The 16,351-nt window shown below is 56.3% G+C and carries 12 protein-coding genes; 5 read left to right on the top strand and 7 right to left on the bottom strand.

All coding sequences use genetic code 11. The features are described from left to right. Positions 1 to 23: 23 nt before the first annotated feature. Both FYJ63_RS00765 and FYJ63_RS00760 read right to left on the bottom strand, forming a co-directional pair. Positions 24 to 752 carry a DUF3710 domain-containing protein gene (locus FYJ63_RS00765; RefSeq protein ID WP_154542809.1) on the bottom strand — a complete coding sequence of 243 codons (729 nt, stop codon included), beginning with the start codon at positions 750 to 752 and terminating at the stop codon, positions 24 to 26. Positions 753 to 796: 44 nt separating this feature from the next. Continuing rightward, a complete protein-coding gene (locus tag FYJ63_RS00760; protein ID WP_154542807.1) occupies positions 797 to 1,096 on the bottom strand; it encodes a DUF4193 domain-containing protein in 300 nt (99 codons plus the stop codon). A 143-nt stretch (positions 1,097 to 1,239) separates the two neighbouring features. Between FYJ63_RS00760 and sepH the strand changes: the two genes are divergently transcribed. Further along, entirely contained in the window at positions 1,240 to 2,418 is a 1,179-nt protein-coding gene (gene sepH / locus FYJ63_RS00755) for a septation protein SepH (RefSeq protein ID WP_154542951.1), read from the top strand. Positions 2,419 to 2,580: 162 nt separating this feature from the next. Here sepH and FYJ63_RS00750 read toward each other — a convergent pair whose 3' ends face one another. Further along, a complete protein-coding gene (locus FYJ63_RS00750; RefSeq protein WP_154542805.1) occupies positions 2,581 to 3,732 on the bottom strand; it encodes an alkaline phosphatase family protein in 1,152 nt (383 codons plus the stop codon). 98 nt (positions 3,733 to 3,830) lie between these two features. On the opposite strand from FYJ63_RS00750, the gene FYJ63_RS00745 reads away from it, so the two are divergent. Continuing rightward, the gene (locus FYJ63_RS00745; protein ID WP_154542803.1) at positions 3,831 to 6,287 is read left to right on the top strand and encodes a DNA gyrase/topoisomerase IV subunit A; all 2,457 of its coding nucleotides are present in this window, start codon (positions 3,831 to 3,833) and stop codon (positions 6,285 to 6,287) included. 17 nt (positions 6,288 to 6,304) lie between these two features. Here FYJ63_RS00745 and FYJ63_RS00740 read toward each other — a convergent pair whose 3' ends face one another. Further along, complete coding sequence (locus FYJ63_RS00740) at positions 6,305 to 7,327, bottom strand: N-acetyltransferase (RefSeq protein ID WP_229769828.1); 1,023 nt, start codon at positions 7,325 to 7,327, stop codon at positions 6,305 to 6,307. 94 nt (positions 7,328 to 7,421) lie between these two features. Next, positions 7,422 to 9,545 (bottom strand): DNA gyrase/topoisomerase IV subunit B, encoded by a 2,124-nt coding sequence (locus FYJ63_RS00735; RefSeq protein WP_338106776.1) that lies wholly within the window; start codon positions 9,543 to 9,545, stop codon positions 7,422 to 7,424. 198 nt (positions 9,546 to 9,743) lie between these two features. Between FYJ63_RS00735 and FYJ63_RS00730 the strand changes: the two genes are divergently transcribed. Beyond that, positions 9,744 to 10,601, top strand: a complete 858-nt coding sequence (locus FYJ63_RS00730) for a DUF4300 family protein (RefSeq protein WP_154542799.1) — start codon at positions 9,744 to 9,746, stop codon at positions 10,599 to 10,601. Positions 10,602 to 10,831: 230 nt separating this feature from the next. Here the strand turns inward: FYJ63_RS00730 and FYJ63_RS00725 are convergent, their stop codons facing one another. After that, positions 10,832 to 12,457 (bottom strand): RNA polymerase sigma factor, encoded by a 1,626-nt coding sequence (locus FYJ63_RS00725; RefSeq protein ID WP_154542947.1) that lies wholly within the window; start codon positions 12,455 to 12,457, stop codon positions 10,832 to 10,834. A 287-nt stretch (positions 12,458 to 12,744) separates the two neighbouring features. Here FYJ63_RS00725 and FYJ63_RS00720 point away from each other — a divergent pair, with 287 nt between their 5' ends. Continuing rightward, positions 12,745 to 13,722 carry a polyprenyl synthetase family protein gene (locus FYJ63_RS00720; RefSeq protein ID WP_229769827.1) on the top strand — a complete coding sequence of 326 codons (978 nt, stop codon included), beginning with the start codon at positions 12,745 to 12,747 and terminating at the stop codon, positions 13,720 to 13,722. On the opposite strand, the gene FYJ63_RS00715 is transcribed toward FYJ63_RS00720, so the two are convergent. Beyond that, on the bottom strand, positions 13,719 to 14,081 hold the full coding sequence (locus tag FYJ63_RS00715) for an Rv2175c family DNA-binding protein (protein WP_154542795.1): 363 nt from the start codon (positions 14,079 to 14,081) through the stop codon (positions 13,719 to 13,721). The two genes, FYJ63_RS00720 and FYJ63_RS00715, sit on opposite strands and share 4 nt — an antisense overlap. Before the next feature lie 80 nt (positions 14,082 to 14,161). Here FYJ63_RS00715 and pknB point away from each other — a divergent pair, with 80 nt between their 5' ends. Continuing rightward, positions 14,162 to 16,348, top strand: coding sequence for a Stk1 family PASTA domain-containing Ser/Thr kinase (gene pknB, locus FYJ63_RS00710; protein ID WP_338106772.1), 2,187 nt, complete (start codon positions 14,162 to 14,164; stop codon positions 16,346 to 16,348). The last annotated feature ends 3 nt before the right edge of the window (positions 16,349 to 16,351 follow it).

Below are 16,351 nucleotides of genomic sequence, written 5' to 3'. Positions count from 1 at the left end.
CAAACCAATCTTGGCGCGCGACTCTAGGCGTTTTGGAGTTGGCTCAACTGGCGGGCCAGCTCGTCGGGCAAAACTACCGGAATAATGGATCGGGGGGTCATCGGCTTGTCGCCGCGCACCACCACGAGGGTTTTGACGACCGCTTCCAAGGTCACCAAGTCGGGGTCATCAGGGGTCACCACTCCGTTGAAGACGAGACGGACAAACCAGTTGGGGCCGTCCACGCCACAGTAGCGAACCTGAATATGGCCGCGTTGACCATTCGGAGCCTGGACCGCCATCTGGACCAGAAGCTCCTTGCCGAAACTGCCGACGCGTTCTTCACAGGTGTTTCCCTGTTTCGTGGTTTCCCCGCGAATATCGGCGCGTAAATCTCCCCAGAGTCGTTTCGATTTCGGCGCCGCCACCGCCAACAGTTCCACGGCAGCTTTCCCGTACTGGAGAGTCAAAAAGCCGAAGCTCTTTTCATCCAAGGGAGACTCGGGATGAACCGCCAAACCCGGCATTTTCGGGACGAGAAAAACCCCGAAATCAGCGTAGTCAGACATCTGTTCAGCAGTGATTTGGGAAAAGTCTAACGGCCCTTCGGGAAGAGACTTGGGTTGAGAGTTGGATTGAGAATCGTCCGTGGTAGCACTTGGCGAGTTCTCTTCCTCCTCGGTTGCTTCCGCTTTGGAGTTCTCGGCCAAAACTGCGGAATCGGTTTCCTCAGTTTTTTCTTCCTGTTTTTGTTTTTTTGAAAAAAGCCCCATGCCTCGCCTTATCCCTTGTTGAATTCGACCTCACTAAACGCAGTCTAACCCGCGCACTCAATACATACTGGTTTACCGTCTTCCTCATAGGCCAATTGGGAGGCGTGGTGAACCATGAAGCATTGGGAGCACACAAACTCGTCTTCCTGTTTGGGAACCACCCGCACGGAAAGTTCCTCATTGGACAAATCCGCCCCGGGAAGTTCAAAAGAGTCTGCCGCTTCGCTTTCGTCTTCGTCGACAGAAGCATCCTCGGAGTCTTTACGGCGAGATTTCAGTTCTTCCAGGGACTCCTCCGGAGTCTCCTCATCTCGCTTGCGAGGGGCATCGTAATCGGTTGCCATAACCTATCCTTAAATCATTGTGGTTTGCTCTAGCGTGGCGATACTAGCACCAACTGAGAAAAAATGCGATTTGAACGGATTATACCGGCGGGTTGCCTAGAGTTGAAACTCTATTTTTGGCACTCTTAGGTCAGGAGGAATTCATGAAGGATCTGTCACTGCTCGGAATCCATACGGATAGCGAACATCTGGTTTTAGTCGATGAGGAAGGCGAACGCTACCTTTTACCGATTAACGAGGAACTTCGCTCTATAGTGCGCCAGCATCGTCGGAAGATTGCGGCGGCGCTTGAGAACGCGCCCGCGGGTTCGATTCGCCCCAAAGAAATCCAGAGCATGATTCGCGGTGGAGCCACCGCGGAAGAAGTTGCTACTGCCGCTGGAATCGAGTTGGAGCACGTCAAACGCTATGAGGCTCCGGTGCTCTCCGAGCGCGCTTGGGCCGCCCAGCAGGCTCGACAAACCCGCGTAGCTCCCGATCCGGACGCCCCCGATTTGGGGGATTTGGTGATTGACCGCCTCGCCACTCGCGGGGTCGCTCCGGAGTCCCTCCGCTGGGATGCGACCCGTCAGCCTGGTGAAGAGTGGATGATTCACCTGGAGTTTGTTCAAGACGCCAAGACTTTCGAAGCGAACTGGGAATTCGACATGGATAATCGGGTCATCTCCGCCTTGGATGAGCAGTCGCGGTGGTTGACCGAAACCGCGACTCCTTCCGGCTCAGCCTCGCTGATTCGGCAATCCATTTTCGGCCGTGACGCCGAGACTGCGGCGGATCCGAGCGGGGGCGAGAGGTCAACAAGCGGTGCTGGTGGCGCTTCCGCTGGAGTTTCCGCAGGGGGCGGGATTCCTGTGGATTCTCCGGCTCTGTCAGAAACCGAAGCCCTTTTGAACGAGTTAAATGCGGCCAGAGGAACGCGGCTGACAGTCGTGAGCGGAAACGATGATGATGATGTGGCTGCCATGGAGGCCGCGATTGCCTCCGGTTTCCAAGAACCGCCCGAAGACGGGGTCGCGCAATCTCGCAGTTACACCGCGGATATTCCGATTGGGGCTGCGAGAAAGAGCTCCGCTAGCGCCGATTCGTCTGGTTCGGAACGCGACAACGTAACAAGTTTCAGGTCTCTGCGAACTCAGGGAGGGATTATTTCTGAAACCGAGCCGCCTGCTCCTGATGACGTCTCGGAGGGGATCCTTCCCGGAATGGAGGCGCTTGCTTCTGAAACTCCTCCAGCTCCGGAGCCGCCGAGACGCTCCCGCCAATCTGGGCGCGCGCCCATGCCTTCTTGGGACGAGATTCTTTTCGGCTCCAAATCCGAGTAGGCTATCAATTCATTTATGAGATTCCGGTTCCAGTTCCAGAAAAAACGGTTCGCACTGCCACTATTTCAAGTGCGAACGATATTCTTCCGGGTTTGGATCCTCCCATAGTTGTCTAGCCGCACGATCTTCGCGAAAGATTTTCTTCGCTCCATGCTCGGTAAATTACGACCGGTATTTCAACAGAGGCACTCGCATTTCGATTTCCGAGAGCCCGCCATGGACTCCAACCATATGAAACGTTTGCTCTTTGAAGAACCTCGAATCCAAGACTTGGGCTGACCCGCCGCTGACAATTACCAAGTCACCCAAGAGATCGCCGCGACTAACGGACACCCCGTTATAAGCCTCAAACAGCCCCTTCGCCTCAGCTCGAGTAAACACATGCGAATCCGGAGAAAACTCCGCCAACGCTTTTTCAACTGTCCGCGCAACTATCGCGACGTCCTGCAACTCCACTCGCAGGTGCAGCACTCGCCCCTCCCCCGACACGTTCACAATATGACGCGATTCGTGGTTCGTCGCCAGATCGTAGGTCTCCTCCGCAGAGGTATTCAACATGCCGTGGTCGGCGGTTACAATCAGCTCCGTCCCCGAAGGGAGCTCATTTAGCAACACGCCCACTGCCCGGTCGGCCTCCTCCAGAGCCGCCAGCCACGTATCCGAGCCCACCCCGTGGCCGTGTCCCGCGTGGTCCACTTCGGCCATATAGTAATAGGTGAACCTGCCCTCACTCGCCACGCGAGCCGCATCGCGGGCCCTCGCCTCCAGGCTTTCTGAAGCCACATATTTCCCGCCCCGCAGCGCCGCGCGGGTGAGTCCTCCCCCAATAAACTTTTTTGGCCCCAGAGCGAAACTCGTCTCCCCGCGAGCCGCGAGTCGCTCAAACCAGGTGGGCTGGGGCTGGAATTGTTCGACCACTCCGGGGTAGCCTTCGAAGCTGATGAGATTGAAACGTTTGCGAACCTCGGGATCAAACACCTGGTAGGACAGCATGTTGTGGGCTCCCGGAGCAAGTCCGGTCAAAAGAGACGTAATCGCGGCGGCCGTGGTGGAGGGGAACACACTGCGAGCCGTGTCGGCCTCGCCTACCTTTTGCGCCACCCCATCTCTGAGTTCACCCTTGATGAGCCTGCGCAAAGTTGGGGCGTAACTCAAGTACTCTTGGAGATTCCACCACCCGAGCCCGTCAATCAACACCAAAACCAGGTGCCGCGTCCCCTCGCTGTCCCCCAGTTCTCCGTCCAAAATCTGTGGCAGAGCCAAGTCCGGATCGTCGGGTTTCACAAAGCGCGTCAAGGATTCTTTCGTATTCATCAACTTATTGTTTCATTTCCGCGCCTCTCCCTCGGGATTTTTGACCTCAACCGGCGCGGGAAACCCAAAATCGAAACTGTTTTACCACAATTAACCTTATGTCCAATTCCTCGCAAACCACTGTTGACCATATCGAAGACATCGACGTGATAGAGGAAATGGAGAATTCTTTTCTCGAATATGCCCTCTCCGTCATCCACTCCCGTGCACTTCCTGACGCGAAGGACGGCCTGAAACCAGTGCAGCGCCGCATCCTGTTTCAGATGAAACAGATGGGTTTGACCCCGGACAAGGGCCATGTGAAGTCCTCCCGCGTTGTCGGCGAGGTCATGGGTAAACTCCACCCCCACGGTGACGCTGCAATCTACGATGCGCTGGTTCACTTGGCCCAGCCCTTCAATCTCAGGCTCCCCCTGGTGGACGGCCACGGCAACTTCGGCTCTCTCGATGACGGCCCGGCAGCGGCACGCTACACCGAAGCGCGACTCTCCCCTGCGGCGCTCTACCTGGTGGAGGGCCTTGATGAAGACACGGTCGATTTTGTCCCGAACTATGACAACCAGTTCATGCAACCGGCGGTGCTTCCCGCAGCATTCCCGAACCTGCTGGTCAACGGGGTCAACGGCATTGCGGTCGGGGTGGCGACCAATATTCCGCCCCACAATGTGGGAGAAACCATCGCGGCGGCGATTCACCTGTTGGACCATCCCGAGGCGGAGCTCGACGATTTGATGAAGTACTGTCCCGGCCCGGACCTCCCCGGTGGCGGAGTCATTGTCGGAACTTCGGGGATTCGCGAAGCCTACGAGACCGGTCGCGGGATTTTTGTAACGCGCGCGCGGGCTTCGATTGAGCAGGTCACCGCCCGCAAACGCGGCATTGTCATCACGGAGTTGCCCTATATGGTGGGTCCGGAGAAAGTCGCAGAGAAGCTCAAAGAAGCCGTCAACTCGGGGAAAGTCAAAGGGATTTCCGGCTGGCAGGATCTTTCCGACCGGAAAAACGGGATGCGACTCGTTATCGAGGTGAAAAACGGCTTCCATCCCGAGGCGGTTCTCGCGGCTCTCTATAAGCACACCCCGCTCCAGGAGTCTTTCGGGATTAACGCCGTCGCCCTAGTTGACGGGGAAGTGAAAACTCTTGGCCTCAAAGCTGCGCTCCAAGTTTTCGTAGACCACCGCGTCGAGGTCACCAAGAGGCGTTCCGAATTCCGGCTCGGTAAGAAACGTGACCGGTTGCATCTGGTTGACGGCTTGCTGATTGCCGTGTTGAATCTTGATGAAGTGATTGAGGTTATCCGCACCTCGGATGACTCGGGGGCGGCTCGCACGCGCTTGATGAGCGTATTTGACCTTTCGGAGCCGCAAGCGGAATATATTCTCGAGTTGAAGTTGCGTCGCCTGACAAAGTTTTCTCGCATCGAACTCGAGGCGGAGGCTGATGAACTGCGCGCGGCCATTGCTGAACTCGAAGAGATTCTAGGCTCCAAGGAGAAACTACACGGGGTAGTTAGAACCGAACTTCAAGAGACTGCCCAAGCGCTTTCCACCCCGCGGAGGACGGCACTCCTGGAGGAAGACGGCACCGAGGTTGCGATTTCTGAGAATGCGGAGGCGCCACTGGTGGGGGCAACGCTTAGCGCGGAGGTTCCCCTGGAGGTTCCCGACGAGCCCTGCCGGATTGTGCTGTCTTCCGACGGGCTCGCGGCCCGTCTGAGCGATGTCGGTCCCCTGGTGCGCCCGAAAGGGGTAGCCGTGGCGGGAAGTTGCGTGACGCGGACTCGCGGAATTTTCGGGGCGGTGACATCTTCCGGTTTCGTCGTGAAACTGGATGCTTTCACCCTGCCTCCTGCCGCCACTGGCCCAGACGGGGATTCGTGGTCTTTCGCAGGCGCACCGCACTTGGCTGCGACCGCGAATCTGGAAGAGGGAGAAACTGTTGTCGGGATTCTTTCCCTCGATGAGGATGAAACCGTGGGGATGATTACCGAAAGCGGGGTCATCAAGCGCATGCGACCGGACTATCCCACCACTCAGAACCGGTTTACCATCATCAATCTTGAAGACACTGACCAGCTTATCTATGCCGGACCAGCTCCCGATGATGCCCAATTCGTGCTGATTTCCACCGATGCCCAGCTTCTGCGAACCTCCGCCGGAGCGGTGCGTCCACAGGGGCGTAATGCCGGAGGTGTCGCTGGAATGAGTTTGAAGGCCAACACTAAAGTTTTGGGAGGCGCAGTCCTGCCGGAAACGGAGGTGGCCGGCGCGGTGGTGGCGACCGTGGCGGCGGTGATGGATGCGATGCCGGGAACAAACCAGAGTTCGGTGAAGCTCACTCCCCTCGATCGTTTCCCGATGAAAGGTCGCGGCGGACAGGGTGTACGCGCCCAGCGCTTCTTGAAGGGAGAATACGCCCTCGATAAGGCATTCGTGGGCCCCGATCCGGTGGTGGCTGTGAGCGACCGTGGGAAAACCGAGACCCTGCCGGAGCTAGACGAGCGCCGCGACGGCTCCGGAAGCCCGCTGAAAACCCAGATTGCTTTCTTTGGCTAAAGTCGTGCGGGCTTGACTCAGGCAGCAGACTGGTTGGCCTCGGCAATATCTTCCAAGGTAGGTTTGTCCTTCAAATCCACCACCCACATGGTCGAACCGCCGGTCGCCTGATACCCGAAACTGGTGTAGAGTTTCGCGACTTCAGTCGGGTTTTCTTCGGCCAACCCCACGGCAGCAAACGCCATCCCGGAATCTCGGTAGGTGTTCAAGGTGCGACTCAAAAGCGCCTGGGCAACTTTCGACTCCGCATAATCAGGCAGCACCCCCAGTATTTCGGTGTAGCCTTCTTTCCAACCCAAGGCTTCCCAGTCCTGTTCGTAACGTGCCGACAATAGATATCCCGCTACCTCGGCCACATCGCTGGATTTATCGAGAGCGATGAAGGACCATTCGGGGGCAAAGAAAGGACGGTTCGAGGTCCAAGACTCCATGTCTTGGGCTGGCGACCCGGAAGTGAGTTCCATCAACTCGTTGTGAGCCCGACGCACGCGGTCATCAAAGGTTTCGCTCCACGGCACGATTTTGAGGTACTGTCCCGGCTCAATCTCGGGAATGGGTTCATTCAGGTCTCGGCGCAACTCCAGGAAAGAGTGTTTCTTTTCGAAACCGAAAGTGTACATCCACCCGGAAATATTGCTCGAAGACCGGTCCACGAAACATACAATCTGAGCCGGACGGGGCTTATCTGCAAGCATTTTCCGTGCAGTGGCGACTTCCCATTGAAAAATCTCCGTTCCCACGCCGCGCTTGCGCCAGTTTACTCCCACCCCACCGGAACAAATCGCTTGGTATCCGTTGGTTTCCACCAGGCGAACAATGGCATAGGCAACAAGTTGAGAATCCTGGTCCCAGCCGCCAAGTCCGGCATAGGTGACAGCAAAAATCTGATCCACTTCCTCAGCAGAGGTTCGGTAGGGCGGGTTGTCAATGCGTTCCATTTCAGCAATGAGCCTGATGAGGTCATCGCGGTTTTCGGGCTGAAGCGGTTCCCACACGAGTCCCGGGGTTTCCGGCAAAGCCACAGGCGTTGAATCTGACAAAAAACCCACTCCTCCCCGGTCGGTAACTCGTTTGCGTTTGTTCGAAACTCTACTGGCTTGTCAAGGCTCGCGACAAAGCCGTCTGGAAAAGAGTCTAGGCGTCAATCATCTCTGCGTCCAACTTGGCCGCTCCCTCAACGATGAATTCTCTCCTGGGCGGAACCGAGGAACCCATGAGAATTTCGAAGACTTCCTCGGCCTTGTTAACCGCCCCTTCATCGGAGAGTCGAATCCGGCGTAACGTGCGGTGATGTGGCTCCATTGTGGTTTCCGCAAGTTGGTCGGCATCCATCTCTCCGAGGCCCTTATACCGTTGAATCGGCTCCTTATAGGTTCGTCCGGTCTTTTCAAGTTTGGCGAGTTCCTTGTGGAGTTGATCCTCGGAGTAGGTGTAAAGGAACTCCCCGGGCGTTTTCCCCTTGGCATTGACCTGGATGCGGTGCAAGGGCGGAACCGCGGCATAAACTCTTCCGGCGGCAATCATCGGCCGCATATAGCGGAAGAAGAGGGTCAACAAGAGCGTGCGAATATGGGCTCCGTCCACGTCAGCATCCGTCATCATAATGACTTTCCCATACCGAGCCTGATTCAGGTCAAAGGTTCTTCCCGAGCCGGCGCCGAGAACCTGAATAATGGCAGCGCATTCGGCGTTGGCGAGCATCTGGGCAGTGCCGGTTTTTTGGACATTCAAAATCTTGCCGCGAATGGGGAACAGGGCCTGGAACTCGGAGTTACGCGCGGCCTTGGCGGTTCCGAGCGCCGAGTCACCCTCGACAATAAACAGTTCGGATTGTTCCACGTCATTGCTCCGGCAATCCACGAGTTTCGTCGGGAGCGTGGAAGTCTCAAGCGCATTCTTTCGGCGAGTGATTTCTTTGGACAGACGCGCGGAAAGCCGCGAACGCATTTCGGCAACAATTTTCTCCAACAAGGCGCTCACCTGGGTCTTATCCTCGCGCCTTTTCGAATGGAGGAAAGCAGCGAGCCTGTCGGAGACCACTTTGGTGACGATCGGCTTGACCTGCGCCGAGCCGAGAGCCTCCTTGGTTTGCCCCTCAAACTCCGGTTCGGGAAGACGCACGGTGATAACCGCAGTCATGCCCGCGAGGATATCTTCTTTCTCGATTTTCGTGTCTTTATTGCCAAGTTTCAGCTTCCTCGAGTTGGCTTGAATCTCGGCGCGCATAGTCTTCACCAGCGCAGCTTCGAAGCCGGCAAGGTGCGTCCCTCCGACCGGGGTTTCAATAATGTTGACGTAGCTTTGCTCCACTGTGTCGTATCCGATTCCCCAGCGCAGCGCCACGTCCACCTCGCAGGTGCGTTCCATTTCTTTCGGTTCCAGATGTCCTGTTTTCGGATTCAAAACCTGGACGGTTTCGGTAAAAGTTCCGGAGCCGACGAGCTGCCAGGTGTCGGTGATGGCCGTGTCCGGAGCGAGGTAATCCACGTAATCTACGGTGCCGCCTTTGTGGAGATAGGTCTCGCTTTGGTGCTCTTCGCCGCGAAGGTCGTTGACGGTAATGGTGAGGCCGGGAACTAGGAAGGAGGTTTTCCGAGCGCGTTCTTTCAAATCCTCGAAACTGAATTCGGTGGATTTAGGGAAAATCTGGAAGTCTGCCCAAAACCGGACGCGGGTTCCGGTCGTGCCTTTCTTGACCTTGCCGATTTGGGTGAGCTTGGAGGAATCTTCAAAAGGCTGGAAAGGGTTGTTGGGGTTGAGCTCACCCTTCGGATCCGTAAACACTCCCGGTTCCCCGCGGCGGAACTGGAGTCCCTGGGTGAGCCCGCCACGGTCAACCTGAACGTCCATCCGCGCCGAGAGAGCGTTTACGACCGAGGCACCCACCCCGTGCAGGCCACCGGCCACCTTGTAGAGTCCGGAATCGAATTTGCCGCCCGCGTGGAGTTTCGTATAGACAACTTCAACCCCGGAAAGGCCGGTGCCGGGGACTTCATCAACGGGCACGCCGCGCCCATTGTCCCTTACTTCCGCAGAATAATCGGGGTAGAGGAATACCTCAATGTGGTCACAAAATCCCGCCAAAGCCTCATCAACGGAGTTATCGATAATCTCCCACAGGCAGTGCATGAGCCCGCGGTGATCCGTGGAGCCGATATACATGGCTGGCCGCTTGCGGACAGCCTCCAACCCCTCCAGAACGGAGAGGTGATGAGCGGAATAATCTGATACGTCTTTTGCTGTTACCACGGGTTTTATCCTATGCAATCAGCGCGGGGTAGCGAGATTCCCCCGCCGAAGGTTCCGGAATTTTGGATGTCCCGGGGGGTCTTCACGACGCGCTTCGCGAGCAGTGAGACAGAAAGTTGCTGAAGTTTTTTAGCGGGTTTTGGCTCCTGTCACGGGCGGAGCCGGTTTATCTTTAGTTGTCCAAATAATTCCACTACGAGGAGTGTCATGAGGAAAATACTTGCTGCCGTTGCGGTGGTGGCCCTGTGTGGGCTCGGTGGTTGTCAAACTGGTGCCGGGGCGGAAGCGGCGTCTCCGTCTAGCCAGGTGTCATCGAGTTCCGCAAATGCCTCTTACCAGGTGTCTAACTTGGCTGATAAAACCAGTGTCGCGGAAGTTACCGCCGCCTTAAAGACGGCTCTTCCCGCGGCAGACGTGGAGAAGTTCATGGGCTTGGTGAAGGATTATAACGATACGATTCAAAACACCAGTCTCACCTCGGGTTTTCAGGCAAAGGCCCCCGAATACGACATGGCGGCAATCTCCGAGCTGTGGCAAAAGTCGAAGGGCACCTTTGTTGGCACCGATTGCCGGATTAATACCTTCACGCTCCTGAAAGACACGATTGAATCCCGGGCCAGCGGGAGCGACGGCACCTTGCTGTTTATGGACCTGGAGGCGATTCAAGACGGGAAACTCTTTGACGGGCCGGACACGGAAAAATTCCAGCAGCTCTTCTCGAGAATCCCAACCGAATCCACTAAAGACGTGAAGGTTCACGCTCAAAAGATGCGCGAACATTTTGCTAGTTTCGATTTCGGGTCAAAGGCCTCCATGGTTTCTGTCGTGGTCCACGATACTCTCGAAGGGAGCTATCTTTTTGTCGGCCACGTCGGCGTTCTCGTCGCGGATCAGGGAGGGTATCTTTTCTTGGAAAAACTCACCTTCGAGGAGCCCTATCAGGCCTTGAAGTTCCAGACGAAGGAAGCTTGTTTCCAATACTTGCTCGGAAAGTATTCCGCCTACACGGACGAACATTCCGCCAAGCCCTTCATTATGGAAAACGGTGAACTTGCCGCTTCCTGATTTTTTCGAAAATGGGTGACGTGAATAACCACGGTCCTTACCTGAATAACCACAGTAGCATGGATTTTTTGTGGGTGATTTTTTACAACCCCAGGTCAAGCGAATTCCCCATCCGGTATGATACCTTGTACAGAAGGACGTGTGGTTATTCATGTCACCCTTGTGGTTATTCACGTCACTCCTCGGAATCGCAGCGCCTATAACCGCTTGCAACTCAAGGCGACCCATCGCTAATTCAAATAGTCGCGCAAGGACTGGGAGCGGGCCGGGTGGCGCAACTTCGACATGGTCTTCGACTCAATCTGGCGGATGCGCTCGCGGGTCACGCCGTAGCGACGCCCGATATCATCAAGGGTTTTCGGAACCCCGTCGCTCAGGCCGTAGCGCATCGCAATAACGCCAGCTTCGCGTTCACTCAAGGTGTCCAAGACGCGTTGGAGCTGTTCTTGGAGCATGACGAAACTCACCGCATCGGCCGGTACGACTGCCTCGGAGTCTTCAATCAAATCCCCGAATTCGGAGTCACCATCCTCCCCAAGAGGAGTGTGGAGCGAAATCGGCTCGCGACCATATTTCTGAACCTCCACGACCTTTTCCGGGGTCATGTCAAGTTCGCGCGCCAGTTCGTCCGGGGTGGGTTCGCGTCCGAGATCTTGGAGCATCTGGCGCTGAACGCGGGCAAGCTTATTAATGACCTCGACCATGTGGACCGGAATCCGGATCGTGCGCGCCTGGTCCGCCATAGCGCGGGTGATGGCCTGACGAATCCACCAAGTCGCATAGGTCGAAAACTTATAACCCTTGGAATAGTCGAACTTTTCCACTGCGCGAATGAGCCCGAGGTTGCCTTCCTGAATCAAATCGAGGAACAGCATTCCGCGTCCCGTATAGCGCTTCGCCAAAGAAACCACCAAGCGCAGGTTCGCTTCCAAGAGGTGATTCTTCGCGTTCACGCCGTCTTGGACAACCCAGTGGAGTTCGCGAACTTGTTTTGGGGTCATCGAGTCTTGTTCGGTCTTCAACAGGTGTTCGGCGTAAAGTCCCGCCTCGATGCGTTTGGCGAGGTCAACCTCTTGTTCCGCATTCAGCAAAGCAACTTTACCGATTTGCTTCAAGTAGTCCTTCACTGGATCGGAAGTTGCCCCGGCTACGGTGACTTTTTGGGCCGGCTCGTCGGTTTCGTCCTTTTCCGAAATCACGAATTCGGCAGGCTTGCCGTCTTCCGCAGTCTCCTCCGACTTGCCTTTACCGTTATCTGAGTCCTCGTCCTCCTCGGAATCATCCTCGGAATCGCTATCCGCGTCGCCGTCTTCAGACTCTTCATCTTCGTCAGACTCAAGATCGTCCAAATCGTCATCCGAGAGGTCGGTATCCTCCAGCTCCCCGTCTCCCGGTTCGGTTTCTTCATCCTCGTCTTTGATTTCTTCGTCTTCCAGAGGCCTGACTTTCGATGCCTCTACGGTTTCTTCGTCTTTCTTTTTAGACCGGCGAGGGGTGGTTTTCTTGGCGGCAGTGCTTCCCTTGGCGGTTGTGGCCGCTTTCTTGGCAGTTTTAACAGTTGCTGTTCCGCTCTTAGCCGCAGTGGCCTTGGTTTTCTTAGTTGTGGCACCAGCGGTTTTGGTGGTACCGGAAGTCTTACCAGCAGTCCCAGTCACGCTAGCCCTAGCTTTAGTCCCGGCAGCTTTAGTCCCGGCAGCTTTAGTCCCGGTCGTCATCTTCGCTTTAGTCGCGGTAGAACCAGTCTTTGCCTTCGCCGCGGAAATTCCCGCCTTTGCGGTGAGAGACTTTTTGGTCGAAGATTTTGTTACAGTGGCCTTTCCCGCCCGCGTCGCACTCTTCTTGGCAGCGGTTTTCATCGGGGTTTTGGAGGTGGTGTTCTTTACGGTTCCCTCAGTAGATTCGGCTTGAACTTTGCCAGTTTGCTTTTGATTTGTAGACACCAGGAACCTTTCTCACGCTAAGTCATCATCCAAAACGTACAAGGCTCAATTATAATTGGATACTACCAGTTTTTCTCGTCACATGGTAAATTTGAGCCATGCTCGAGGAAATTCCCCTTATTGCAGAAGTCCGCTCTGGTGTTGGCGAACGCCTTAATAAACCTTGGCAATATTGTACCAGTCCCGCTCTCTCGGCTGAACAATTGGACCGTTTCTCTGCCCCCGCTGTCGACTTACTGGGACGTGGCAAGCGGTTTCGCGCTATCGGTGCCTACATCGGATGGATTGCTGCCGGTGGTACTGTTGAGCCGGAAATTCCCAGTCCTTTGCTGGATTTAGGAACCTGCCTCGAACTGTTCCAGGCTTCCGCAATCGTTCATGACGACATCATTGACGAAGCGAGAATCCGACGCGGCCTGCCTTCCGCCCAAATCGCATTCATGACTTCGAGTCCGGAAGGCGGGCCAAAGTTTGGAGAATCCGCTGCGATTCTTTGGGGTGATTTGATTTTCGCGGCCGCGAATTCATATTTTGCCAAGGCCGCCCGCAACCTTGATACCGACTGTTTCCATCGCGTATGCCAACTGTTTGTCACGATGCAAGCCGAGGTCGCTTACGGCCAATATTTGGATCTTTTTGCGGAAACCCGTGAGCTGACTGCGGATGTTCCTCCGAGCCAGGAAAACGCCATGGAGGTGATCCGCCACAAGACCGCGCGCTATTCCGTTGTGATTCCCATGCTGATGGGAGCCGGATTGGCCGGTGGGTCTGCAAAGTTCCTTGACCAGCTGGCGGGCTTTTCTACGCCCCTCGGGATTGCCTATCAATTGCGGGATGACGATTTGGGGATTTTTGGTGACCAAGAGTTGACTGGAAAACCGAGCGGAGATGATATCCGTTCCGGAAAACGCACGGTGCAACTGGCCTTGGCCTGGAAGATGACCGATGATGCGGGGCGCGATTATCTTCAGCGCTACTGGGGTGCTCCCGACCTCACTCCCCCGATTATTGCCAACATCCAGGCCATCATTACGGGTTCTGGTGCTCGGGGTGCGGTTAGCGATCTCATGAATAAAAACCTGGATCAGTCCCAGGCAGTGCTCGATAGCATGGATTGCTCGGCGGACGTGAAACAACAGATGCTGGCTTTCGGAACGTCCCTAGTGAACCGCGCCAGCTAGAGCGCTAAAGCACCCGCCACCCGCCGAACCGCTTTCTTCTTACCCGACAGAAGTGCTGCGAGCGGGGTTTGTCCCAAAGAATCTTCCACAGTGAAAAGCCAGGTCACTGCCTCCTGGTCGGAAAAACCGCAATCGCGAAGCAGCGTCACTGTCCCGCGTAGCGTCTCCAAGGGTCCCGCGTAGTCTTCTTGTTTCACTAAAAAGTCTTTCGGAACCGCCTGTTTACCGTCTTCCGGACTGGGAACCGCGAGGAGTGACCCGTCCTTAATCCAGGCGCGAACCACCTTGGGCTCCACTCCCAAATACTCCGCAGCAACTTTCGGAGACATCCACTCGAGGTCTTTCCAAATATCACTCATGTAACAAAACTATGATGAAAAGTGGAGCTTATCGGGGAGGGACACAGAAAAGTATCAGATTTTCCCTTAGACTTACCGGCGTGACGGAAACGCGCGCATCGAATCAGACGGATCTCCCCGCAGATACCACTAGAGGTGAAAACCCGGCTCTCCCCGAGGAGACAGTCGGCTCAACGGACACTACCCGGATTTCTTCACCCGAACCGGATTCGCAGCCCAGCGAGAGGGAGAACTCCAACAATCGCGGCAAGCCCAGTTCCGGCGGGAAACACAGCGCCGGGGTTCCCGAGTCCTTCCCGCCACAAGATTCTGACTCTGTCAAACCCCAGTTCCCGCCAGTGGTTGGTTCCAGCAAGCCTGCGGAAACTTCGCTTCCGACTTCTATTCCAAAACTGCATGAAGAAATGGGAGATGCCCTGGTGGGGACGACGGTCGATTCGCGCTACGTGATCGAGTCGCGGATTGCCCGCGGAGGGATGGCCACGGTTTACCGTGCGCGCGATACCCGTCTTGACCGGCCCGTGGCGTTGAAAATCATGTATCCGCATCTTGCGGAGTCCCAGGATTTTGTGGCGCGGTTCCGCCGCGAGGCTAGGGCTGCCGCGAAACTCACGCATCCCGGGGTGGTGGCGGTCTATGACCAGGGAACTACCGAGGGGTCGAGCTATCTCGTGATGGAGCTCGTCCAGGGGCCGAATCTGCGCACGTACCTTCGCTCCCAAGGCTGTTTGAGTGTCAAGGATGCGCTCACAATCACGAAACAAATTTTTCAAGCGCTCGCCGCGGCACACCGTTCCGGCCTGGTTCACCGCGATGTCAAACCGGAAAACGTGCTTATCCCCGAAAATGGCCCAGTCAAGGTAGCCGACTTTGGGCTCGCTCGTGCAGCCTCGGAGGCTACTGCGGCCACTACTGGTTCGATTCTCGGAACCGTGGCTTATCTAGCGCCGGAAACCGTCTCCGGAGATCCGGCCGATGGACGCGTCGATGTGTATGCCACCGGAATCATGCTCTATGAGCTCTTGAGCGGGGTGCCGCCTTTTACCGGTGACTCGCCGATTCAAATCGCTTATGCTCACGTCCACGATGACACCCCGCGGATTCGAGAGGCGGAGACTTGGGTTCCTGAGTCCGTTGACGATTTAATCGCGAAACTGACCGAGAGAGACCCCGCGAAACGCCCTTTGGACGGAGAAGCCGCCGGCACTTTGGTCGATGAAGTTCTCGCCAACTTGAGCGAAGAGGAACTGTCGCTGCGCGGAACGGCGGAGCCCACTTTGGATGATTCCAGCGACTTGGCCGGGGTCATGGTTACTCCCACATTGAGTGAAGTGCCGTTGCCGGAGGCCAAGAAGAGGAAGCCCAAAGCTTCTTCTCCGGCTTCCTCTCGCCGTAATCTCCTCATCGGGATTATCGCTGCGGTCGTAGCCATCCTGATGCTTTTTGGCTTGTGGTTTTTCCTGTGGGGCCCGGGTTCCTACCGCCCGATGGTAGATGTCACCAATCAGCAATGGGCTAGCGCGTCCAAAACCTTGACGAGCAACGAGATCGATTTTGAAAGAATCGACGTCTTCCACGACACTGTTCCTGTCGGCAATGTGGCTCGAACCGATCCTGCGCCGGGGAAGCCCCTGGGACGATTCCAGAAGGCAAAAATCTATGTCTCTAAAGGCATCGAGATGCTGCAAATGCCCGATTTGACCGGCAAGACTAAAGATGAGGCACCGGCTCTCGTCACGAAGGCACGCTTCGACCAGCCCCAACTGAGCGAGGAATTCTCCGACACGGTGCCCGCCGGTCAAGTCGCGGCGCAAGATCCCGCGCCGGGAGCGTCTGTCCCTCACAATACGGTCGTGAAAGTCACGATCTCGAAAGGACGAGAGCCGGTAACGGTACCGGAAGTCGCCGGTAAAATGCGGGACGAAGCCGCCGCCATCCTGACCCAAAGCGGGCTTTCCCCCGAGGTCAGCGAGGACTTTTCCGACACGGTTCCCAAGGGCGCAGTGATTTCTCAAAGTATCAAGGCGGGAACAACGGCTTTCCGAAACGACAAGGTTGGGATCGTAGTCTCCAAGGGGCCACAAACCGTGACTATGCCGAACGTTGTCGGGAAGAGGGTTTCGGAGGCCCGCGCCACCCTGGAGGGGCTGGGATTGGTCGTGAAAGTTGATCAGATCTATGCCATCGCTGGTATCGTGGCTGAGTCGCGGCCGAAAGCCGGCACCCAGGTCAAGGTGGGCTCCACCGTCACTATCCGGACGATTTAGTCG

The sequence above is a fragment of the Mobiluncus porci genome (assembly GCF_009695935.1).
Lineage (GTDB): Bacteria > Actinomycetota > Actinomycetes > Actinomycetales > Actinomycetaceae > Mobiluncus > Mobiluncus porci.
This window is presented reverse-complemented; position numbering and strand designations above follow the sequence as displayed.